The organism is Paenibacillus sp. FSL H3-0310, assembly GCF_038002785.1.
Taxonomy (GTDB): Bacteria; Bacillota; Bacilli; order Paenibacillales; family Paenibacillaceae; genus Paenibacillus_AQ; species Paenibacillus_AQ odorifer.
Genome location: NZ_JBBODC010000002.1, coordinates 1392280 through 1415517, shown reverse-complemented (window position 1 = coordinate 1415517; position 23238 = coordinate 1392280). Strand labels below are relative to the sequence as shown.

The window sequence follows — 23238 nt, the reverse complement described above, 5'->3', positions numbered from 1 at the left end:
ATGAGATGAAGATTGTAAAGATGGAGGGATAATAGATGGACCCAAACCGTAAAATAACGCAAAGTCTTCCACAATTTCCGGAATCATTATGGAGAGATACCACGGATTTACCGGCTTTTCCAAAGCTGGCTGAAGATATTTCTACAGATGTGGCAGTGGTAGGCGGTGGAATTACAGGCATTACAACAGCCTATCTCCTCAGCAACGCAGGCTACAAAGTCACGCTCTTAGAAGCCGGAGAAATTCTGAGTGGCACTACGGGTTTTACCAGTGCAAAAATCTCAGCACAGCACGGGTTAATCTATCATCATTTGATAAAGCATTTTGGGCAGGAGCAAGCCCGGCTCTATTATCGCTCGAACAGCGAGGCTATGAATTGGATCCAGAATACGGCTGAGGAACTTGAAGTATCCTGCGGCATGAAACATGAGGCGGCTTTTCTGTACGCGGATGCTGAAGATCATAAAACGCTTAAACAACTGGAGGAAGAGTATAAAGCCTATGAACAATTGGGTCTGCCCGGAGAATGGCTAGATAACGTCTCTATCCCTCTGATGGCCAGTGGCGCCATTAAATTACCAGGACAAGCCCGCTTTCACCCGCTGCAATATCTGAAGGGGCTACTGAAGGTCATTCAGGATAAAGGTGGCGTAATCTATGAGCATACGATGATGGCGGATAAGGTGGAGAAGAACGATAAGCTTACGCTTTTTACTGAAAAGGACGAGTATCGGATTACCTGCCGCTACGCTGTTTCAGCTTCTCATTTCCCCTTTTACGATGGAGGAGCATTATATTTCTCGCGGCTGCATGCTGAACGTTCCTACTGTCTGGCGATCCAGCCTGAAACGGATTTTGAGGGTGGAATGTATCTAAGCGCAAGCGAACCCACCCGTTCTCTGCGTGCAGTAGAGTGGGAAGGCAGGAATCTGGTCATTGTCGGGGGAGACAATCATAAGACAGGCCAAGGCATCTGTACGATAGGACATTATGAGAATTTGGAGCTTTTCGCAGGAAATCTGCTCGGCATCAAAACAATCCCTTACCGCTGGGCAGCACAGGATTTAATCACCTTAGACAGGGTGCCCTACATCGGCAAGATTTCAGACAACGAAGAAATTTATATCGCCACAGGTTTTGGAAAATGGGGCATGACAAGCGGTACGCTGGCCGCACAGATCATCTCGGATCAGATTCAGCGCAAAGATAATCCATATACCGAATTGTACGATCCGTCCCGCTTCAAAGCTGGCACCAGCCTAAAAAACTTCATCGTGCAAAATGCCAATGTAGCAAAAGAGCTCGTGGCGGGCAAAGTGGAAATCGTCCATAAAAAGACCACTGATTTAGAAGCTGACGAAGGAGCCGTTGTGTTCCATGATGGCAAACGTGTGGGAGCTTATAAGGATACAGAAGGTAAACTTCATCTGGTGGATAGAACCTGTACCCATATGGGCTGTGAATGCGAATGGAACAACGGGGATCGTTCTTGGGATTGCCCTTGCCATGGTTCCCGCTTCTCCTACGATGGCGAGGTTTTAGAGGGCCCAGCTTCGGTACCGCTGACGAAACTCCATGAATAATACCTTTCATGAAAAGGCAGTTCGGCTTCATGAAAATTTGCAGACCATTTTCTAAGGGGCGATTGTAATTGCCCTACAGCATTCAGGTATAATAAGACTTGAATGAAGCAGCTGCTTCAAAAAAGTTTGAAGGAGAGTGACGATAGAGATGGATTTGAGAGGAAAGAGTGTTGTAATTACTGGTGCAGGCAAAGGGATCGGAAAAGCCTTGGCTATGGCACTGGCTAAGGAAGGTGCTAATTTAGGCCTGATCTCCAGAACTTCAGGTGATCTCGAAGCGTTAAAATCAGCCTTAACGGAAGTATATGACGTTAAAGTCAGCATTGCCGTGGCCGATATCGCCGTACGCGAAGAAGCTGAACGTGCTGTTGCTTCCCTGCAAAATGAGCTTGGAGCATTTGATGCATTAATCAACAATGCCGGGATCGCAAAATTCGGCACTTTAGTAGAAATGGATCCTGCAGACTGGGAGCGCCACATCCAAGTTAATCTTTACGGTACTTATTACGTAACCCGTGCTGCACTGCCTGCGATGATTGAGAAAAATGGCGGAAATATCATCAATATTTCATCCACAGCCGGAGAACGTGGCTTCGCGACAGGCTCTGCTTATTGCGCGTCCAAGTTCGCTCTCATGGGCATGACCGAAGCCCTCGCACAAGAAGTGCGCAAACACAATATCCGCGTCGTAGCTTTGACTCCAAGCACCGTCAACACTGGCCTAGCTTCCAATGCTGGACTTAAAATCGGTGACGAAGACCGCATGATGCAACCTGAAGATGTTGCTGAATTGGCACTGACAGCTTTGAAGCTGCCGGATCGCGTCTTCCTAAAAACAGCAGGACTATGGACCACCAATCCGCAATAAAATCGCGCTGGACGCGGGGGGAGCCGGGTGATCTGGGGGATTGCATTTTGTGCAATAGAATCGCTCTAGACGAGGGTGAGGCCTTGGGTGATTGCACTTTGTGCGGGATAACGCTTCAGGATTGCTCTGCTCCGTTTTCTCATTGCACTTTGTGCAATTGAATCCCTCTAGCTGAGGGCGAAACCTTGGGTGATTGCACGTGCACGTGGTGCAATCAGTTTAGTGGCTCCCCTCCTTTTAGGCGATTTGGGCTTGATTCTATTGTACAGAATGCAACAGACTGCCTTATTCAGATAACATTCAGGCTATTCTGTTGCACATTCTGCAATGCAACTTCATTTGGGGGCTTTATTAGGGAACTGGGACTGGAATTAGGTGCTAGCTGTAATGGTGGTTTTGAGTAAAAACTTTGGAGTTGGGTTGGCACTTTGGCTTAGAGTAACATTACGGTTGAGGTGGCACTTTACTTGCGGTAGTTACTTTAACGTGCAATAGTTACTTTAACTTGCTATAGCCACTTTACTTGCAGTAGACACTTTGATTTTTCGCAGGTACCTGAGTTTGCACAATACTTAACGTTTAAATAGATAATAGTTGCACTTTGTACATCTATTCAGCGCAATTAGAGTAGAAATCATACTTTAATTGCACTCTATACAGTTAAAAGAAGGCTAATCTCGGCGATTCACCAGATTCGCACAAATTAGTTGCAGAGAATACACTTATTCGATCGTTTCTGGTGTGACGGATAATTTAAGTGTACAAAGTGCAATTAAACGCCCGCACTCTTGTGTCTTGTGGGATGGTCTTTTATTTTGTTAGTTGAAAATCACGATGTTACCTTGAGATATTGGCTAATTTTCGAGGTTCCCATGTTATATTATTTCGATTCACAATGTCCTGAAAAATATACTAACTTTCTGATCGGAGGTTTATCTATCATGCTGGTAGTAACTAATACTATTAAAGTAAAAGAAGGCCATGGCGAAGCTATTGCTCAACGTTTCGGAGGAAATAATGGTGTGCAGGTTATGCCAGGGTTTGTACGTATGGAGGTTTGGCGTGGAAATGCCAAGGAAGGTGTCGAGGAACTAAAAATCTGCACCGTATGGGAGAATGAGGATGCATTCAAAGGCTGGACCTCCAGCGAGTCATTCCGTCAGTCGCACCGTGGTGCTGGTGGTAATGACGCAATCCTGGGTGCTTCCATCGATAAATATGAACTAATGATCAGCCGCACGCCCAGTAACTAAGGATTTGGACCACCCAAACAGAGCAGTAGTAGCTAGATTGAACCAGCAGTGTGTACGGAATGGTAGCCCGATAAGTACAGTTAACTAATTGACTATTAATGCTAGGTAACCGGTGATACGAGCTAATTAACTATTATTGATGCAGCCACCTAATTGTCTTTTACCACTCGGTTAACCAATGGAGCCACCTAATTAACTTTTACCTCCGGGCTAGCCAATGCAGCACGCTAATTGTCTTCTACCACTGGGCTAAGAGAATCAGCGGGCTAATTAACACAGTTATCGCTTCTAGATACTAATTAGCACAGTGAATACTTAGAATAACTATCGTCAAGCAGACTGATTGATTAGCCTAATAGATACAATTAAGTTAGTTGGTACAAGCAGCGCTATTATCCAGCGATGTCCTGTGCCCAAGCCTAAAACAAACAGGGATGTCCGGAGCCAATATGGCTCTGTGACATCCCTGTTTGTTTATAAACTCATTATTTACTTACATCTGGCTGAGGGGTCTCCACCTCTTGATGTTTACCCGGCCAGAACGACCAACGGCCAAAGAGCGTTGTAATAGCTGGTACAAGGAACGGCCGAACCACGAAGGTATCCAGCAGAACACCAAGAGCGGTGATAATACCGAACTGCACAAGCACCTGAATCGGCAAGCTTGCCAATACAGCAAATGTACCTGCCAGAATGAGGCCGGCAGAGGTAATTACCGAGCTGGTCTCATTCACTCCTTCCGCGATAGCCTGCTTAAGCGGCATGGTTTTACGCTTTTTCCAGATATTCGAGATCATGAAGATGTTGTAGTCTTCTCCAAGTGCCACCAAGAAAACAAAGGAATACAGTGGGATCGCTCCCTGAATAGCATCTGCTCCCATCACATAGTGAATGATAATCCAGCCTAAGCCAAGCGCTGAGAAGAAGGAGAGAATAACAGTGCCGACCAGATAGATGGTGGCCACTATTGAACGCAGATATATCAACAACAGTACGGTGATCATTCCGATCACCACGGGGATAATCAGATCGGTGTCCCGATCTCCAATCTCTTTAGTGTCATGCTGTGTCGCCGTCTGCCCGCTTACCCACACGTGATCCGCAGGGTTCGCAACGTCTACATCGATTAATGCCTGCTCTGCGGTAGCAAGAAGGGTAGGAATATGACCCATCGCTTCTAGTGAATATGGATTGCTTTTAAATTCAATATCAAAACCAACAATATCTTTGTTTACTGCCCCCTGCTGCGGATCGGAAACCGTGTCCACATAGGTGAGTCCGCCAAGAATGACCTTTAAATCCTCTCCGCTCGCTTTTCCTTGGGTATCAATAATCAGCTTCGCTGGAGCTAATTCTCCGGGAGAGAACTGTTTGCCAATAAGGTCGAAACCTTCGCGGGACTCCATATTTTTAGGAAAAGAGGATAGGATATCATACGTAAATTTGATGCCACTGGAGAATGAAGCCAGAATCCCCAGGCCGATAACGGTCACACCTACGATAGCCCAAGGCCGGGTTACTACCAAGCCGCCAATGCCCTTTTTACGGGAAACCTTGAGTTCAGGAACAGGTTTGCCTTTAGCCTTAGCCCGTTCTACCTCCATTTGCGGTGTGCGCGGAATGAATGGGAAGAACGAGGTCCGTCCGAAGATTGCCAGCAGTGCTGGTACGAGGGTTAGACTGGCAATTCCCATGATGAAGATAGACACGCTAAATGGAATGGCAAAACGATGATAAGCTCCATACTTAGCCAGCAATAACGCAAACAGCGCGAGCACGACGGTGAAGCCACTCATAGCAATGGCGCCTGAAGATTCGGTAATGGAGCGAAGAAGCGCACGACTCTTACTCTCTTCTACCTTCAACAACTGCCGGAACCGTGAGATCAGGAACAGGCAATAGTCCGTACCAGCTCCGAATAGCAAAACAGTCATAATCGAGACAGCCTGTGAATCTACTGTGATCCAGCCTTCTTGTGCCATTTTTCCAAGAATCGGACTAGTTACACCATAAGCGAATCCAACCGCAATAAGTGGAATAAAAGCCAAGATCGGTGAACGATAAATCACCAATAAGAACACCAGCACAAGCATAACCGTAGCAATTAACAAGGAAACGTCTGCGTTCTGAAACAGGCCTGAAGCATCTATAGAGATGCCCACTGGACCCGTAACACGTAAACTCAGGTCTTTTCCATCTACCTTAGCCGCGGAGGGGTCTCCACCCGTCTCTGTGTTTATGATCTTCTTCATTTCTGTCACAGCTTCACCGAGCTGATCACTATCTGCCGTTTTATCAAAAAGCACCGGGGTTACCAGCGTGCTAAGATCCTCAGATAACGAGGCTTGTAATGCCTGTGGCGGCAGTTGTCCTAATGGGGGAACAAAATTCTGATGGGGCAATGGTTGCTGCTCCAACTTCTTGTACACAGCAGTGATATGTACTAAATCATCTTGTGAAAGCCCACCTTCTCTATGCCATACGAGCAGCGCAGGCACTCCACTTCCACTAGGGAATTCTTGCTCTGCAATAGCTGCTGCCTGTACCGATTGTGAATCATCTGGGAGGTTAGGCGCATTATTAGCAACCTGAGAATTCACTGCAGGCCATAACAGGGTAAGTGCACCTACAAGCACTATCCATACGAGAAGAGTAATCCACTTCGTCTTTTTTCCTGCCACCCATTTTCCGTAGCCTGACATTCCCTTCATCCTCTCCTTTACCTTGCAGCCTTAAAAATGAGCCGCGGGTCATTTTTTATTCTATCATATATATGCTTTAATTTTTAATCAAACTTTTTTTATTTTTCAGAAAAATTAAAACACATCATCACATATAAAATACCCCTCTCTTCACATAAAAAATCAGCAACATGTGAAAAGAGGGGTTTATGGGTTATCTATACTTTTTTCTTCACTTCAATTTAGCCTACGTCCAAATCTCCTTCAGAGAACTGACTGTTATAGAGATCCGCATAGAATCCGCCTTGGGCCAGCAGTTCTTCGTGGTTGCCTTTCTCGATTACACTACCTTGATTCATGACAAGGATGAGATCCGCATCACGAATCGTCGAGAGACGATGGGCAATAACGAAGCTGGTTCTGTTTTGCATCAGCGCATTCATCGCTTTTTGAATCAGCAATTCAGTCCGTGTATCGACACTGCTCGTTGCTTCATCAAGAATAAGGATCGATGGATCGGCCAGAATAGCGCGAGCAATAGTAATCAACTGCTTCTGTCCTTGTGAAATATTAGAAGCTTCTTCATTTAACACCGTATTGTAGCCAAGCGGAAGTGTGCGGATAAAGTGATCGGCATGCGCAGCTTTGGCAGCCCGCACCACATCAGCTTCAGATGCACCTTCACGACCGTAAGCAATGTTGTCACGAATCGTACCGTTGAAGAGCCAGGTATCCTGAAGCACCATACCAAATTTACTGCGTAGGTCACTCCGTTTCATATCGGTAATGTTGACGCCATCAATGATAATTTCCCCATCGTTAAGCTCGTAGAAGCGCATCAACAGGTTAATCAAAGTGGTTTTACCAGCACCAGTAGGACCGACAATCGCTATAGTCTGACCTGGACTAACCTCAATATTCATGTCCTCAATCAGAATAGCATCCTCTTTATAGCCGAATTTCACATGGCGGAACTCAACGGAACCTTCCGGAGCACCTTCATCAAGCTTCACAAGTGTAGTATTAACTTCCTTAACTTCCTCTTCTTCATCCAGAAGTTCAAATACACGTTCTGCGGAAGCAATGGTGGATTGAATAATGTTAGCAATATTAGCCGTTTGTGCAATCGGCTGGGTGAACTGACGTGAATATTGAATGAAGGCTTGGATATCCCCGACATCAATCATTTTTTTAGTAACAAAAATACCACCCACAACACAGATAAGCACATAACCCAAGTTACCGATAAACATCATAAGCGGCATAATCATACCTGACATAAATTGAGACCGCCAGCCAGAATCATAAAGCTTATCATTTATTTCATCAAAATCTTTAAGCGACTGCGGTTCGCGGCCGAAAGCTTTAATAATCCGGTGCCCCGTATACATTTCCTCTACATGACCATTCAACTGGCCAAGCGATTTCTGCTGTCTCACAAAATAAGTCTGCGAACGTTTAGAGATCGCCATAATCACAATAAAGCTGAGTGGCAACGTAGTAATCGTGATTAAAGTCAGCCATGGGCTGATGGTAAGCATCATCACAATAACACCAATAATAGTGACGATTGAAGTAATTAGCTGCGTTAAACTTTGCTGCAACGTGGTACTGATGTTATCCACGTCATTCGTAGCACGGCTAAGAATTTCCCCGTGTGTACGGGAGTCAAAATATTTTAAAGGTAAACGCTCCAGCTTGCTGTTGATCTGCTCACGCATGTCATAAACTACCTTCTGCGCTACACCAGCCATTACATACTGCTGAATGTAACTAAACAGAGCACTAAGCAGATACAATCCCGCGAGCAGGATCAGAATATCATTAATATATCCAAAATCAATGGAGGCACCCTCTACACCCATCAGTTTGCCGTAAGCACCTTCGAACAGTTTGGTTGTAGCTTTACCCATAACTTTTGGACTGAAGATACTGAACACCGTACTGGCAATCGCCATAATTAGTACAATAATCAATTGAACCATACGCGGGCGCAAGTATTTGATCAGGCGACGAAGTGTACCTTTAAAATCTTTAGCTTTTTCTGCCGGCATCCTCATTCCAGGACCACCCGGTCCACCCGGTCCTTTATGGCCGCGGGGAGCTGCAGGTTTATGTTCTCTGTTTTGTTCACTCATGCTATTTCCTCCTCTGACAGCTGCGAGGATACGATCTCGCGGTACACATCACTGCTCTCGAGCAGTTCACGGTGAGTGCCCATTCCAGCAATTTCACCCTCATCAATTACAATAATCCGGTCCGCATCCATAACGGTGCTAACCCGCTGAGCTACGATCAATACGGTGGATTCCGTAGTTTCAGCTTTGAGAGCCGCGCGAAGTTTGGCATCTGTCTTGAAATCAAGAGCTGAGAAGCTATCGTCGAACAGATAAACTTCAGGTTTTCTCACAAGCGCCCGAGCAATGGACAACCGCTGTTTCTGACCACCTGAGACGTTATTCCCACCCTGAGCAATTTCCGAGTCAAACCCATCCTTCATCGCGGATACGAAATCGTAGGCTTGAGCCACCTTCGATGCATGAATGATTTCTTCATCCGTAGCATCCTCTTTACCATAGCGGATGTTCTCATTAATCGTACCCGAGAACAATACTGCTTTTTGTGGGATGTAACCGATTTTGCTCCGCAGCTCTTCCTGTGTCATCTCACGCACATCCACTCCGTCTACGCGTACAGCACCTTCATTAACATCATAGAATCTTGGAATCAGGCTAAGCAGTGTAGATTTACCCGATCCGGTACCCCCGATAATTGCGGTAACTTCACCCGGACGAGCACTAAAGCTAATTTTCGAAAGTGCAGGCTGTTCTGCCCCTGGATAGGAAAAAGATACATTCTCAAACTCAACAAAACCACGCAAAGAATCGCGTCCATCTTTTTTAGTAGCTTGAGCTGTTGTATGCAGTTCACTCTCAGTAGGATCTGTAAATTCAGGCTGCATATCCAGCACCTCATTGATACGCACGGCTGAAGCTGAAGCACGCGGAATTAACACGAACATCATCGATACCATAATCAGAGAGAACATAATTTGCATTGCATATTGGATAAATGCCATCAGGGACCCAACTTGCAAGTCGCCATCACCAATTCGTATTCCACCAAAATAAAGAATAGCAATCATAGAAAAGTTCATTACAATCATCATCAGCGGCATCAGGCCGGCCATGATTTTGTTGACCTTGATAGCTGTATCCGTAAGATCACGGTTAGCTTCGGTGAAACGTCTATTCTCATGATCAATCCGGTTAAAAGAACGAATAACACGAATACCTGTCAGATGCTCACGCAGCACCAGGTTTAATTTATCAAGCTTAATCTGAATGGCTTTAAACAGTGGCAGACCCTTCATCCCAATAAAGAAGATCGCCCCTACAAGTACAGGAATAACGACTACAAAAATCAATGATAATTTAGCATCTTCAGATACTGCCATGATGATACCACCAATCATCATCATCGGTGCTCCGATCATCATGCGCAACATCATAGTAAGTACCGTTTGAACTTGTGTAATATCATTTGTTGTACGTGTAATCAAGGAAGCTGTACCCAGCTTATCGAATTCATGCAGCGTAAAATTTTCTACATGGTTAAATACTCGTGCACGGGTGAGTTTACCAAACCCGGCTGCTACTTTTGCCGATAAGTAACTGGCAATTACCGAACATAAAGCACCGCCACCTGCAACCAGGAGCATGAAACTACCTATTTTCCAAATATAAGCGCGATCTCCTTGAACAATCCCTTTGTCGACGATGTCGGACATCAGTGTAGGAAGGTATAAATCGCCCATGGACTGCAAAAATACAAGGATTAATACAGCACCAATAGCTACCCTAAAAGGCTTCAGTTGTTTAAATAATTTAATCAAGCTTCTCATCTCCGTTCATTTGTAGCCTATCCCAATCAGGTGGTGGATTATCCTCAACGTATTCATGTACCTTAAGCAATAGCTCTGTGAGCTGTTTAGTGTCTTTTTCGCCTAAGTGTTGCACAAGCTTATCAAGCATCACATCACGATAATGTTCTGCTTTTCGTGTGAGTTCTTTTCCACTTTCCGTTAATTTCACGCGTACAACTCTTCGATCCGAAGGATCCGCGCGTCTTTCCACCATCTGTTTCGCTTCAAGACTGTTAATCAGCTGCGTGATGGTAGGAGGAGTGAATCCAAGTAGTCGGCTGATTTCAGACACCTTGAGACCCTCTTCATCAGAATGATTCCATTTTTCAATGCATATCATTAAAGTCATCTCACTTGGCTTGTGGCCCTCAACGCCCTTTTGCCATTGAGCTTTGTGCAGGCGTTTCATCGCCGCAAAAAGCCCGTGTGCGACTGAATTTTCAGTATTTTCTGTATTTCCTCCGTTTATCCCAATTTCCTTCACCTCTGTTTTAGTTAGGTCAACTAATTATTAAACACTATATTATTTAGGCTACCTAATTATATTTTCGCCAGATTACTTTGTCAAATTATGAATACGCTATCAATTATTACGAAAAAGAAAACTCCCCAGCACGAGTGCAAGGGAGTAGTTATCGGTTTATGTATTGCTCTGTATTTTAAGGATTGAATAGATGTTTTCATCCCTTAGAACCAAGCTCCGTGCTCATAGGTTGTAATGCCTCCATTACTTCCAGAGCCCACAGGTCCAATGATAATGAAGCTAAACAATGCTAACACGCTTACCATCATCAACAGTGATTTTTTCATTTTTTCTCACCCCCTTTACTAGTTCTCTATATTTATCCTGTTGAGAAGCAGTAGCGTAATCCCTGCTCGTCTCAAATAAGGTTATACAATTAATGAAATCTTTTCCGTTGTTTTGCTTTATAGATAACTCCAAAGATTTCAGAAGATAATCTACACCTGTGCTATAACATTGCTTATTTATTTCATAGATTGCTACTTGATAGTACAAACGAAATACGCGATCTACATTATTAGGCTCCTGGAACCCTTCAAACCTCAACATTTCTCGTGAGAATCGTGTAAGTACACTGTCAGCAGAGAACCCGTAACGATTAGCAGCATCCATAATAGTTATAAGTCCAGCTAAGATTTCACCTGGGTGATCTGCTAAAAAGGCCGCGTAGGAAGATAGAACATCCACATTACCCATCAACAACTCAATTGTGAAACCATTGCCCATTGCGAATAACCGAAATTGTTCTACCGCCTGACGACCTTCTTCGTTCATCATTTCAAACCAGCCAAGATCTGCGTAGCCTGCAGTATACTTTTTGGCTTCTTCATATTTACCTTGCTTGGTCAGCGAAATCGCTTTAAGCAAATACCCATGACCGTAATAAACCACTAATGGACGTTCCGTATGAAGAACTTCCTTACGTTTATCCACATTACTTCGCAGTTGCTCGCGGTAAACAGCATTAGCCAGCGTTCTTAGCTCATCAGCGAAAGACTCCATTTTATTCCATCGACGAAGATCGAAACATAACTGTGTCAAAGTTAAGAGACCATCCAATTGCATATTTTCTGGTAGACGATTCCTGAAAGGTTCAAAAGTAATAACTGCATGTAACTTCTCGTCTGAATCGACGATTGATAAAATGGCTCTAAAAATACGATAATGACTTATTGCGAGCCGCTCCGAGTAACTGTCGGACTCATTCTCAGCTACAACTTTATAAAAAAATATCGATTCATCTATTTTACCTTTTTTAAACAATTTATCAGCTACCGAATAAACGATATCCAGAGACTTCGGATATTCCAGTAATCTGCTTAAAGTGTCCTCAATACAAGGCTGTTTGCCCAATTCAGCACAACGAATCAAAAAAGGCTCCACTCTACGGCGTGAGACCTTCTCATCATTGAAGCATTCATCAACATATAGAGGATATAACCAACCTTCTGGAAAACCAAAGGCTTTTATAATTGCATCTACTTGTCCCAAGGACATAGGCTTCGGCGGATTTCCATGCAGAATTGCACTGAGGCTGCCTCGATTCAGGCCACAAATTTTTGAAAATGAGGCGAGATTATGGCCGGAGCGGGACAAATTTTTCTCAATTTCTGAGCGTATAGTTGTTAACTTTCCCTCCACTCGGCACCCCCAAAGTTTGACTTGAAAAGATTCTATTAATTGACATTATAGGTGAAAGTTATGGATTGTACAACAAATAGATTGTACGACAAATAGAGGAGCCTAATACGCTCCTCTAGATCAGTAACATCTTCATAGTATTATAATTCTATGTTGTTGGTAGTTTAGCTAACAGTGATGGCGGTTTTGGAACTTCTACTATAGGATGTAATGCCGGCTTTCCGGTTGCGCAAATTTTCCATCATCTTATTTTGTGCCAGCAAAATATAGCTGTCTAATCGCTCACTGAGCTCTAGAACAGCACGGTCACTAAGACTGCGTTGCTCTGCAACCTCCAGCAATTCACATCTAAGACTCTCTATAGTTACAAGTAGCTCATCTTCTTTATAATCTTTTCTATGATTATTCTTGGAGGAATTTGGATTTTGTGTCACATCTCTCTCCTTCTCTCTATCAACATCTTCTCCTATCATAAGTCATGATACCAAAAAACATATTTTCAAAAAAAAGAAAAATTGTAGAGCTTCTAACAAAAACGGAATTACTACTTATTCAGAGTCCTCCGCAAGTTCGTCAGGGAGCTCATTTGGATACTGTTCTCGCAAAAGTCCCTTTGCAAAAGCAATCCATTCGCGTGCCGCAAAAGATAAATAACGGTCTCTACGCCACGCCATAGCAAGCTGCCACGGAATTACCGGATCCGTCAAAGGCACAACGACCAATCGTGAACGATCCATATCCCGGCAAATGGTTTCTGGCAGCAATGCGATTCCCATTCCGGCAGCCACCATACGGCTAATTAAGTCCCATTGGGAGCTCTCATAGATAACCTTAGGCTGAAATCCCGCCTTCACACATTCCGTAATAATCCGATCATGCAGCGTAAAATCCTCCCGGAACAGCACAAACTCCTCTTCGGCTAGTTCACTTAACGGAACAAGGTCTGCCTCGGCCAATCTATGTCCAACAGGTAAAATAAGATTCAGCTTCTCTTCAACAAAGGTGAAGCAATGAAGTTTGGCTGTATTTACAGGCAGCACAACCATTCCGATATCCAACAAGCCCGTTTCTACATCTTCCTCCACTTTTTTCGCGCCATCCTCATGCAGACGAATAGTAACCTGCGGATAACGTTTATGAAATTGACCAATCACCGAAGGAAAAAAGCTCGCTCCTACCATTGGAGGCAGACCGATGCGGATGTGGCCCTGCTCCAAATTTCGTAAGCTATCCAGCTCAGAAGACAAGCTGGCGAACGACTCCACGATATTTTGCGCTTTGGTGAACAGAATTTCCCCCGCATCTGTAAGCCGGACACTTTTCCCTTCACGGTAAAACAAATCAGCCTCCAGCTCGATCTCCATATTCCGGATCATTTTACTGATCGTAGGTTGTGAAATATATAAGGATTCGGCAGCCCGAGTAAAGCTTTTCATTCGTGCTGCTTGGACGAAATATTCTAATTGTCGGATATCCATTTTCCAACCTCCGATCCATAGACAAAAGGAATGTCATTTATTCAATCTATTCATTTTACCTATGAAAACAATTGATGTAAACTTTCATTATCATGAAAGGAGCGAAGCCTTATGAAAAAGATTGTTATAGGCTTGCTGCAGGTAGCGGGACTCACCCTATTCTCATTACTAATCAATGCTGTAACCCCATTTTTGCATATCCCTATTCCCGGAAGCATACTCGGAATGATTATATTGTTTCTTCTGCTTGAGTTTGGTGTCATTCATCTGAATTGGGTTGAAGTTGGTGCTTCTTGGCTACTGGCTGAGCTCTTGCTGTTCTTTATTCCATCTGCTATCGGCGTAATGAAATACGCCAATATTCTGGAAACTGATGGTTTACGAATCCTCGCGGTGGTCATTTTGGGTACGATTGTTGTAATGGCCAGTTCCGGATTACTTACCAGTAGAATTTACAAAGCAAAGGAGCGGAAAGGATCATGTTAAACGCTCTATTATTCTTCGGTCTTACGGTTGCTGTATATCTACTGGCGAAACGCATTTATGCTTCTAGTGGCAAAGTGTACACCTCTCCATTGATCATTACACCCGTGCTTATGATTATCTTCTTACTCATCACAGGCATTACTTATGATTCTTACAATGCGGGAGGCAAATGGCTGACGGATTTGCTGCAACCGGCAACTATGGCCTTTGCAATCCCTTTGCATAAAAACTTCAAGGTGCTCAAAAAGCACGCCGCCGAAATTGCGGCAGGCGTGCTGTCAGGGACGATAACAGCGGTGATCTCTTCCATTCTGCTCGCCAAATGGCTGCATGTCAGCGGCGATCTGGCAGCCAGTCTGGTTCCACGTTCGGTGACTACACCGATCGCTATGAGCATCTCGCAAAGTATCGGCGGTGTACCGAGTATTACTGCAGTCTTCGTCATCATTACCGGGATACTCGGTACAATGATGGGCCCTACAGTACTCCGCATCTTCCGCATTGACAATGAAATCGCGCGTGGTGTATCGCTGGGAACCGCTGCGCATGGTACAGGAACATCCAAGGCCTTCGAGCTTAGTTCACTGACCGGAACCATCTCCAGTATTGCGATGATTCTGTCCGCGCTGTTATCCATAGGTGTGGCGCCAGCTTTACTCGCAATATTCCTCCACTAGGCTAACCCAGCTTGAGCCAAGGACATGTCTCATTAGCACATCTAAGGCGGCATGTCCTTTTTTTAAGAATCCGAACTTAGAATTTAACCGGAAGTCCACTTTGTGCGGACTCGTAAGCCGCACAAGTTACTTTAAGCGTCTTGAATCCATCCTCATAGTCACTGAGAATACGCGAACGATCTCCTGTCCGTACAGCATACAGAAAAGCTTCACTTTCCACTAAATATGGATTTCCTGTGTTTTCAAATTCGGTGCTATTGCCACTTCGCACTTCCAAGAGACGATCCGGGTTCCAGTCCAGCAATCCCCGATCATTATAGAAACTAAGACCTACACTTCCTACCGGATCAGGCAGCACACATGTATTTGAAATATTAGCTATGATTCCATTCTCAAGCTTCAGAGATACGGTACCTACATCGGCTACACTCACACCTTCATGCTGCTCATGCATAATTCGATTTCCGAACATGCCGTATACTTCTTTTACCTCTCCTGCCAGATAACGCACCAAATCGACGATATGAGTGGTCTGCTCGGTGAACTGTCCTCCGGATTGCTCCTGATCACGCCACCAAGCTACGCCCGGCATGCCGCCCATCCACTGGCCCATGACCATACCGATCTTGTCACCACGTAGTGTTTCCTTGAGCCTATTAACATTCTCTTGATAGCGGAAATGGTAGCCTACCGAGGTCAATAAATTATGTTCTTTAATATCTTGCAGCAAGCTGGCAGGAATTTCAGTAGTCATACTAAGCGGCTTCTCTATAAAAAAAGGAATATCCCTCTTGATTAATGAACGTTCAATCGCACCATGAGATTGTGGAGGCACACAGATATAAACAGCATCAAGCTTCTCCGCATCCAACATCTCTGTAATATCACCATATCCAGCAGCTCCATATGGACGTGCCATATCTTCGCCTTTGGCTTTACTGCTTCCACAGACTGCCCGCAACTGGACATCAGCCATCCCTGCCAGCAAATCAGCATGTACCTTAGAGAACCAACCTGTACCCACAATACCCACTTTTATTGTCATATTATTTCCTCCTGCCGATTGATTATGAATACCCTTTCGTAGATTATAACCTCTTATGAGCGTATAAGATAATCTCTCCATTCTTCGGGAAGCAAATGCATATATGGACTCTGCAAAAAACGGTCATCCGCCAACACGATAATGCCCGTATCCGTCTCGCTGCGAATCAACCTGCCTCCGGCTTGGAGTACCTTACACATTCCCGGATAGACATAGGCATAATCAAAGCCATTTTTTCCTCTGGCATTAAAATATTGACGCAGCAGATTGCGTTCAAGACCAAGCTGTGGCAGGCCAACGCCAACAACCATAACCCCATTGAGGCGATCCCCTGGCAGATCCACACCTTCTGAAAAAATCCCTCCAAGTACAGCAAATCCCAATAACGTCTCGTCATTATCTGGACTAAATGCGGCTAAAAATTTTTCTCTAGCTAGCTCGCTCATGCCTGTATCCTGCATCAATGTCCGGATTTCAGGGTAATTCTCCGTAAAGGCCTGATATACGTTTTGCAAATAGAGGTACGAAGGAAAAAACACCAGATAGTTGCCCTTTTTAGAGACCATTTGGCTCAGTGCTTTAGTCAACGGAACTAGGGAGGCTTCCCGGTCATGATAACGTGTGGAGACAGGTAAGACGGTTACTTCCCACTGCTCTTTTTGAAAAGGGGAAGACACGGTTAAACTGTAATCTTCCTCCGCTGCACCAATCATATCCCGGTAGTAAGATAATGGAGAAAGTGTAGCTGAGAACAGGATCTGACTGCGAAAGCTCTTGGACATCTGCCGTAGCAGATGCGAGGGATCCAAATTGAATAGCTTGAGATAGACATCCCCTCTACGAACCTCCGCATAGGTAATGTAGCGTTCATCATAGGTCTTAAAGGTGCGGAGCATGCCCTGAACTGCAAAATAGGTATCCAAGAGGACATTTTCCCCTTCTCCTTCCCCATTCAGTGAGACAATACTGGAGCTCGGGTGAATAAGCTCCTGTTCCGCCTCCAAAGAAAATATCTCAAGCAAAGCCGGCAGCTCCTCCGGGAACGAGTCCCACTGCCCTTGCCCCTCTTCATTGCAAATTTTGCGAAGGGAGATGAAAAAAGCATTCACCGATTTAGCGGCTGTACTCAAATTCCGGTTCATTTCTTTATATTGGCGCTGGATTTCCAGGAAAGGGGCTTTCAGCAAAGAGGCGGAGAACATCTCCCGTCCCCGGTCTACCAGATTATGTGCTTCATCTACTAGAAGTACCGTTTCTCTCTTTCTTTCCTCTGTAAGCCGTTTCAGACTGATGCGAGGATCATATATATAATTGTAATCGCAGATCACAGCATCACAGGCATAAGCTGCATCCAATGAGAACTCAAACGGGCACACTTTGTGTTTGTGAGCATACAGTGCAAGGGTGTCTCTGCTCATGAGCGTCTCGTGCTCTAACAGATCCATCAACGCGTCGTTGATCCGGTCATAATAGCCGTCCGTATAAGGACAGGAATCCTTACCGCAAATCCCCTCTTCGAGAAAACAGGCCTTCTCTTTAGCGGTAATTGTGATGACATGCAGCTGAAGTCCCTGCGTTAGCAACAGCGAGATGGCTTCCTGCGCGGCAAAACGGGTAACTGTCTTTGCCGTTAAATAGAACAATCCCTTAGCTTGTCCTTCGCCCATCGCTTTAAGGACAGGGAACAACGTCGACATTGTTTTCCCGATACCTGTGGGGGCTTGAGCGAACAGACTGACCTTTTCCACGACGGACTTGTATACAGCTCCTGCAAAATGACGTTGTCCCTTTCGATAAGAGGAGAACGGAAAGCTCAACTCCCGAAGACTCTGCTCCTTCTTAGCATCATGACGAACCATCATCTCGGCGTATGGAGCATATCTAGCCACTGTGTCATTCACAAATGAAAGCAGTTCTTCAAAAGACAACGTTCGGTACAAGCTTTTTTGCTCATCAGTGGCCCGGTGGACATAGGTAAGCTTAACCTGAATAGAAGAAAGCTCTTGCTCCAGAGCTACCATATATGCGTACATCAGTGCCTGTGCCCAATGAACCTCATGTCCCTCATCCAGTAAATCCAGCAGTCCGGAGGTTGATTTGATCTCTTCGACCGTAAAGCTCCCATCCTCCGAGACCAGCAATCCATCACAACGCCCATCTACAACATAAAGCAGGTTTCCATAAGGAATCTCCGTTTTCAAATAAACCTCCTTGCGGTCACCTTCCTTATATTGCTTTTGGATCTTCTGATGAATTCTTGTGCCTTCGACCATAGCGCCCGTTCCATGAAAGCCAGGTTCAATGCTTCCGCTGCGAAAAACATATTCAACGAGAGTTCTAACTGATAAAGCTACTGTAGAGCTCATCCAGCATCACCTCCTTTTATTATCCATATATCCTTTTTGTTCCCAATTGCCGTTTTAGTCCTGAATTCGTTGTATAGCCCTGCATGAGAGCAGGAGCGTCAGCTTCAACCCTTTGTGTTCAACTTTACGCGCTCCACTAAGCTTATACTTAGGTTCTCGATTTTTGACATTCTATAGCCAGCCCTGCATAATAAATTTAATTACTATGGAATTATTTTGTCTGGGCGCTGTTTCTTCCTAGCCGGGAAATGGCGTTTTATCATGTAGAAAGAAGGCGAAGCTGTGTCATCCTTTAACTTTAAACAGTGGATCGTTAAACCTTTTGTGTTTTTCACAATAATTTTTATTCTAAAAGCTTTCTTGGCATGGGGCGTAATCTTTGACGATATATTGCCCTGGAAATCATTATTAACTGAAATCCCCTTTGCTTGGGCGCTCTTCTGTATCATTGAACGTTTTGGTTCCAAGCGCAAGCTCGGATATTACATGACCGTAAATTTATTAGTGACAGCCATTTTCTTCGCAGCCATTATGTATTTTAAATATTACGGTGTTATTGTGACTTACCATGCAGCGGAGCAGGTGAATCAAGTCACCGCCGTCAGCAACAGCGTATTCTCACTAATGGATCCATACTACCTGCTGATTTTTACAGACATCATTATTCTTGGCGTCTATTTCTTCTTTAATAAAAAAGGCCGGGTCTATAAGAAAGAGAATATCAACCACCGCCGTGGCGGAAAACTTAAGTATAGTGTTCTGTTTGCAGTCTCACTTGCTTTATGTTTGTTCAACATCTTGCCTAATAAGGCCAGTATGAACGAAATTAAGAAAGCTCAAGAAATGGGAATTCTTAATTATGAAGCTTATACGATCTTCGCTAAAGAAGAGCCTGAGCTAGTCGATTCAAGTGACATTACACAAGATGCCATCAACAAATTGAAGGGGATTAATACTGCGGCTAGTTCTCCACTTCAAGGCATCGCTAAAGGCAAGAACCTTATTATTCTTCAAATGGAATCTTTCCAGAATTTCTTGTTGGGCCTTAAATTAGACGGTCAAGAAATTACACCGAACCTGAACAAGGTAATGAAGGACAGTCTTTACTTCCCTAATTTCTATCAAATGGTTGGCCAAGGGAATACGTCGGATGCAGAGTTCGTAGTTAACACTTCCTTCTACATCCCTCCACGTGGAGCGGCAACGATGTCTTATGTGGATAAAGTACTTCCAAGTCTGCCACGCGTGCTTAAAGAAAATGGATATCAGACTGCAACCTTCCACACCAATGTCGTAGAATTCTGGAACCGCGGCGAGCTGTATGACTCCCTCGGCTTCGATCATTATTATGACCGCAAATTTTTTGGTGAAGATGATGTCTTCTTCTTTGGAGCTTCTGATGATACGCTCTACAGTAAGACAGCCGATAAACTAAAAGAAATGGACCAACAGGAGCAGCCTTTTTACGCTCAAGTCATTTCAATGTCAGCGCATCACCCTTTTACTATTCCGGAAGAAAAATACCGCATGAAGCTGCCGGAGCGTTATGAAGGTACTTTTGTTGGTGACTATATCCGTTCCCAGAACTATGCCGATGATGCTTTTGGACATTTTGTAGAAGAGCTTAAAGCAAATGGTGTCTGGGACAATAGTGTAATCATGATTTATGGAGATCATATGGGATTGCCGATTTATTCGCTCGATCATGATGATAAAGAATTGATGACTGAAATCTATGGTCATGAATACAGTTATGCGGATATGATGAACATCCCTCTGCTTATTCATGCAGGTGCTGGCGTAGCATCGCAGACCATTGACGAAGTAGGCGGGGAAGTGGATATCATGCCAACCGCAGCCAGTCTGCTTGGGATTTCATTAGAGAATAACGTATATTTTGGTCAAGATCTACTCAGTCAGACTTATAATTTGCTGCCAGAACGATATTATTTACCTTCTGGTTCATTCATTGCCAGCTCAGGATTGCTTATTCCTGGTAACAGCTTTGAAGACAACACTCAGTACTCTATTTATAACAATGGAACAACGCCGAGTGCCACTGAAGACGAATATAACCGTGCCTTGAGGCTTTTACAGCTTTCCCACAGCTATATCACTCAGTTGCCTGACAAACAACCTAAACAATAAATTACAGGGCGTAGGCAGCCAACGAACAAAAACAGCAGAGCAGCGGTTCTCCAATAATGGAGAACCACTGCTCTGCTGTTTTTTTATAAAGATATCCATTCCGAAGCTTAGCTGACTAACGCTCCTGGTCCTCGATCATACGGTAATACTCTGCAAAGTTGCGTAGTTCTTCGGGCTTCAGTATGGATAAATGCTCCGCCAGCAGTTCTTTGGACCGGAAATGTCCTTCTTCGAGCACCTGCTGACCTTTTTCGGTGATCGTCACTACAACCGCTCTCCGATCCTTCCCATCCGGCTCACGTTTGATATAACCCAGCGCCTCCAAACGGTCCAGCATCACCGTCACTGCACTGGATTTGACCTCCATACATTCTGCCAGCTGTACCACCCGCGACTTCTTTTCTTTCGCTATCATATTTAACAGACCCATCTGTGGCACCGTAAGTCCGAGTTCTTTGTGCAAAGACATTTGAGACATAATCTTACGCTGTACTCTCCACATGGATAGTCCAAGACGATCTATTAACGGATCTATTTGATGTGGCATATTTGTTCAACCCCAATCCGTTTTTAATAACTCAAGCGTACCATTAGAACTGGTTATGATTCAATGGTTTTGTCTACTAAACCATTGAAAGCATGATGGAAAGCGCAAACTTCCATGATTCTCCAATTTCCGACACAGAAATACTATATTCCATGTAAGGTTATAAGCATATCAATACGATATAATCGTAGAGGTGAGAGCTATTATCACTGAGAACATAATTTGTCAAGGTTGGTGCGAAGAATGAAATTAGCAACTAAATTAACTTGGATGATGTTCGTCGTCTTACTTCTTGTAGGATCATCCATCGGGTTTTTCGGATACCGTACAGCTTATAAGCAAGTAGACGAAGCTGCAGGTATCGAATTGGTAGGATGCGCTAATATTACAACCGGCCTGATTGACCCCGCAGACATTTCCGCATTGTTGGCAGGCGATCAAAGTAAACTGGAGGCTGTAGAGGATCGAATCGGTTGGATTGTAGCACATAAGGCTATTTTTAAAGAGGCATTCATCTTATCCTTAGACGGAAAAGTACTTGCCGCAGATTCAAGCTTCCAAGCTAGAGGTTATAAAGCAGGCGATACTTTTTATTTTTCAGATGAAGATAAGCAAATGATTACTGAGCATAAGCATTCCTCCTACTCCAAGGTTTATACATACGAAGGCACCTCACTTAAGACAGGGTACGGCCCCATCTATCAGGATCATGATCCGTCTAAACCTATAGTTGCGCTGATGGCTATTAATTTCGATGGTTCCATAATTCAAGAACGAACTCAAGATATCATTGTTCAGCCTTTTATTATCGGAGCTTCCATTCTGGTTATAGCTATTGTGGCAGCTTATCTGTTAATCCGCCGAATGATTAGTCCGTTAACCAAGCTGTCCAAAGGGGTCAATCTTGTTGCACAGGGCGACCTTACTCATAATCCTATTTTATTCAACAGCAAGGATGAGATTGGTACATTAGCCCGTAATTTCAATGACATGACCCAAAGCCTGCGCTTACTTATTACCGAGGTCAATGAGACCTCCATGCAGGTAGCCTCCTCTTCCGAAGAGCTCTCCGCCAGTGCGCAGGAAACCAACCGGGCCGGTGAATATAGCGTCAATGTTACGATTGAGCTTGCCGATAGCGCGAATTCGCAGCTGCAGAATATGGAGGGTGAATATAAGTCTGTACAAGACCTATCTCGTTTCATCACAGAGATTGCAGGCAATGCAGATAACGCGATGAATAATGCGGTCAGCAACGCTAATAAAGCACGTACAGGCCGTGAGGCAATGGATTCCACCACACAGCAGATGAGAGTCGTAAGTGACAGTATTACCGACCTAGCACTCATTATTGAAACCTTGGGTGGTTATTCCAAAGAAATTGAAAATATCGTGGGTACTATTGCCAGCATCGCAGAAGAAACCAATCTCCTGTCCCTGAATGCAGCGATTGAAGCCGCAAGAGCTGGAGAAGAGGGAAGAGGGTTTGCGGTCGTTGCCCATTCCGTACGTAAGCTTGCTGAGCGCTCAGCCCATTCCGCTGCGCAAATTGGCCAACTGGTCAACATCATCGTGAACCAGATGGATCAGGCAGGAGAAACTATGAAACGCTCTACAGAAGAGATGGAGCACGGCAGAGAAATGATTGCCACGGCAGGCCAGTCCTTCTCGGAGATTGAAATGTCTGTCTCGGGAATGGCCTCACAAAGCCAACAGATCTCAGGAACGGTTCGACAGCTTTCGCTGATCTCCGACCGTCTCGTTACAACCCTTCAGAATATAGTAAATGTCGCTAATCAGACGGCCAGCAGTGCAGAGACATTATCCGCTTCCTCAGAAGAACAGCTTGCCGCAATGGAGGAAGTTGAGTCTGCAGCAGCTTTCCTGTCCTCCCTAGCTGAGAAGCTGCAAATTCTGATTGAACGATTTAAGGTTTCTTAATAGCAAAGGGGCTAGCATCCAAGCAGAGATATTCTGCTTAGACGCTAGCCCCTTATTCTATGTATTGAGATCATCT

The 23238-nt window shown here is 44.5% G+C and carries 17 protein-coding genes; 7 read left to right on the top strand and 10 right to left on the bottom strand.

The window, feature by feature from the left end; all coding sequences use genetic code 11:
• Positions 1 to 35: 35 nt before the first annotated feature.
• The 3 genes from MHH63_RS25710 to MHH63_RS25700 all read left to right on the top strand — a co-directional run bounded on the left by MHH63_RS25710 (position 36) and on the right by MHH63_RS25700 (position 3704).
• Positions 36 to 1583, top strand: a complete 1548-nt coding sequence (locus MHH63_RS25710; RefSeq protein ID WP_341172228.1) for an FAD-dependent oxidoreductase — start codon at positions 36 to 38, stop codon at positions 1581 to 1583.
• A 148-nt stretch (positions 1584 to 1731) separates the two neighbouring features.
• Complete coding sequence (locus MHH63_RS25705; RefSeq protein ID WP_036681981.1) at positions 1732 to 2451, top strand: 3-ketoacyl-ACP reductase; 720 nt, start codon at positions 1732 to 1734, stop codon at positions 2449 to 2451.
• A 941-nt stretch (positions 2452 to 3392) separates the two neighbouring features.
• Complete coding sequence (locus MHH63_RS25700; RefSeq protein ID WP_280753193.1) at positions 3393 to 3704, top strand: antibiotic biosynthesis monooxygenase; 312 nt, start codon at positions 3393 to 3395, stop codon at positions 3702 to 3704.
• A 485-nt stretch (positions 3705 to 4189) separates the two neighbouring features.
• Here MHH63_RS25700 and MHH63_RS25695 read toward each other — a convergent pair whose 3' ends face one another.
• From MHH63_RS25695 to cidR, 7 genes are all read right to left on the bottom strand, one after another.
• Positions 4190 to 6415 carry an MMPL family transporter gene (locus MHH63_RS25695; RefSeq protein WP_341172227.1) on the bottom strand — a complete coding sequence of 742 codons (2226 nt, stop codon included), beginning with the start codon at positions 6413 to 6415 and terminating at the stop codon, positions 4190 to 4192.
• 212 nt (positions 6416 to 6627) lie between these two features.
• Positions 6628 to 8523 carry an ABC transporter ATP-binding protein gene (locus tag MHH63_RS25690; protein ID WP_076123991.1) on the bottom strand — a complete coding sequence of 632 codons (1896 nt, stop codon included), beginning with the start codon at positions 8521 to 8523 and terminating at the stop codon, positions 6628 to 6630.
• Positions 8520 to 10280, bottom strand: coding sequence for an ABC transporter ATP-binding protein (locus tag MHH63_RS25685; protein WP_076132622.1), 1761 nt, complete (start codon positions 10278 to 10280; stop codon positions 8520 to 8522). Before MHH63_RS25685 ends, MHH63_RS25690 begins: the two co-directional genes overlap by 4 nt.
• Positions 10273 to 10794, bottom strand: coding sequence for a MarR family winged helix-turn-helix transcriptional regulator (locus tag MHH63_RS25680; protein ID WP_081383179.1), 522 nt, complete (start codon positions 10792 to 10794; stop codon positions 10273 to 10275). The genes MHH63_RS25685 and MHH63_RS25680 overlap by 8 nt, the downstream gene beginning before the upstream one ends.
• A gap of 279 nt (positions 10795 to 11073) precedes the next feature.
• Positions 11074 to 12474, bottom strand: coding sequence for a DNA-binding protein (locus tag MHH63_RS25675; protein ID WP_076123994.1), 1401 nt, complete (start codon positions 12472 to 12474; stop codon positions 11074 to 11076).
• 164 nt (positions 12475 to 12638) lie between these two features.
• Entirely contained in the window at positions 12639 to 12908 is a 270-nt protein-coding gene (locus MHH63_RS25670; protein ID WP_076099698.1) for an aspartyl-phosphate phosphatase Spo0E family protein, read from the bottom strand.
• Positions 12909 to 13022: 114 nt separating this feature from the next.
• A complete protein-coding gene (gene cidR, locus MHH63_RS25665) occupies positions 13023 to 13952 on the bottom strand; it encodes a cidABC operon transcriptional activator CidR (RefSeq protein WP_076278300.1) in 930 nt (309 codons plus the stop codon).
• 111 nt (positions 13953 to 14063) lie between these two features.
• On the opposite strand from cidR, the gene MHH63_RS25660 reads away from it, so the two are divergent.
• Together MHH63_RS25660 and MHH63_RS25655 are read left to right on the top strand one after the other, a co-directional pair.
• Positions 14064 to 14438, top strand: coding sequence for a CidA/LrgA family protein (locus tag MHH63_RS25660; protein WP_076123997.1), 375 nt, complete (start codon positions 14064 to 14066; stop codon positions 14436 to 14438).
• Entirely contained in the window at positions 14432 to 15115 is a 684-nt protein-coding gene (locus tag MHH63_RS25655) for a CidB/LrgB family autolysis modulator (protein WP_076123999.1), read from the top strand. The genes MHH63_RS25660 and MHH63_RS25655 overlap by 7 nt, the downstream gene beginning before the upstream one ends.
• A gap of 76 nt (positions 15116 to 15191) precedes the next feature.
• On the opposite strand, the gene MHH63_RS25650 is transcribed toward MHH63_RS25655, so the two are convergent.
• Positions 15192 to 16160, bottom strand: a complete 969-nt coding sequence (locus tag MHH63_RS25650; RefSeq protein ID WP_341172226.1) for a Gfo/Idh/MocA family protein — start codon at positions 16158 to 16160, stop codon at positions 15192 to 15194.
• 53 nt (positions 16161 to 16213) lie between these two features.
• A complete protein-coding gene (locus MHH63_RS25645) occupies positions 16214 to 18526 on the bottom strand; it encodes a helicase C-terminal domain-containing protein (protein ID WP_341172225.1) in 2313 nt (770 codons plus the stop codon).
• Between the two features lie 282 nt (positions 18527 to 18808).
• Here MHH63_RS25645 and MHH63_RS25640 point away from each other — a divergent pair, with 282 nt between their 5' ends.
• The gene (locus MHH63_RS25640) at positions 18809 to 20674 is read left to right on the top strand and encodes an LTA synthase family protein (protein ID WP_076124004.1); all 1866 of its coding nucleotides are present in this window, start codon (positions 18809 to 18811) and stop codon (positions 20672 to 20674) included.
• 115 nt (positions 20675 to 20789) lie between these two features.
• Here the strand turns inward: MHH63_RS25640 and MHH63_RS25635 are convergent, their stop codons facing one another.
• The gene (locus tag MHH63_RS25635) at positions 20790 to 21221 is read right to left on the bottom strand and encodes a MarR family winged helix-turn-helix transcriptional regulator (protein ID WP_081391781.1); all 432 of its coding nucleotides are present in this window, start codon (positions 21219 to 21221) and stop codon (positions 20790 to 20792) included.
• Between the two features lie 243 nt (positions 21222 to 21464).
• On the opposite strand from MHH63_RS25635, the gene MHH63_RS25630 reads away from it, so the two are divergent.
• Positions 21465 to 23162, top strand: a complete 1698-nt coding sequence (locus tag MHH63_RS25630) for a methyl-accepting chemotaxis protein (protein WP_341172224.1) — start codon at positions 21465 to 21467, stop codon at positions 23160 to 23162.
• The last annotated feature ends 76 nt before the right edge of the window (positions 23163 to 23238 follow it).

Coding starts and splice junctions, on each gene's coding strand:
- MHH63_RS25660 (WP_076123997.1), top strand. CDS start 14,064: ATGAAAAAGATTGTTATAGGCTTGCTGCAGGTAGCGGGACTCACCCTA.
- MHH63_RS25690 (WP_076123991.1), bottom strand. CDS start 8,523: ATGAGTGAACAAAACAGAGAACATAAACCTGCAGCTCCCCGCGGCCAT.
- MHH63_RS25700 (WP_280753193.1), top strand. CDS start 3,393: ATGCTGGTAGTAACTAATACTATTAAAGTAAAAGAAGGCCATGGCGAA.
- MHH63_RS25695 (WP_341172227.1), bottom strand. CDS start 6,415: ATGAAGGGAATGTCAGGCTACGGAAAATGGGTGGCAGGAAAAAAGACG.
- MHH63_RS25630 (WP_341172224.1), top strand. CDS start 21,465: ATGAAATTAGCAACTAAATTAACTTGGATGATGTTCGTCGTCTTACTT.
- MHH63_RS25645 (WP_341172225.1), bottom strand. CDS start 18,526: ATGAGCTCTACAGTAGCTTTATCAGTTAGAACTCTCGTTGAATATGTT.
- MHH63_RS25705 (WP_036681981.1), top strand. CDS start 1,732: ATGGATTTGAGAGGAAAGAGTGTTGTAATTACTGGTGCAGGCAAAGGG.
- cidR (WP_076278300.1), bottom strand. CDS start 13,952: ATGGATATCCGACAATTAGAATATTTCGTCCAAGCAGCACGAATGAAA.
- MHH63_RS25635 (WP_081391781.1), bottom strand. CDS start 21,221: ATGCCACATCAAATAGATCCGTTAATAGATCGTCTTGGACTATCCATG.
- MHH63_RS25655 (WP_076123999.1), top strand. CDS start 14,432: ATGTTAAACGCTCTATTATTCTTCGGTCTTACGGTTGCTGTATATCTA.
- MHH63_RS25650 (WP_341172226.1), bottom strand. CDS start 16,160: ATGACAATAAAAGTGGGTATTGTGGGTACAGGTTGGTTCTCTAAGGTA.
- MHH63_RS25710 (WP_341172228.1), top strand. CDS start 36: ATGGACCCAAACCGTAAAATAACGCAAAGTCTTCCACAATTTCCGGAA.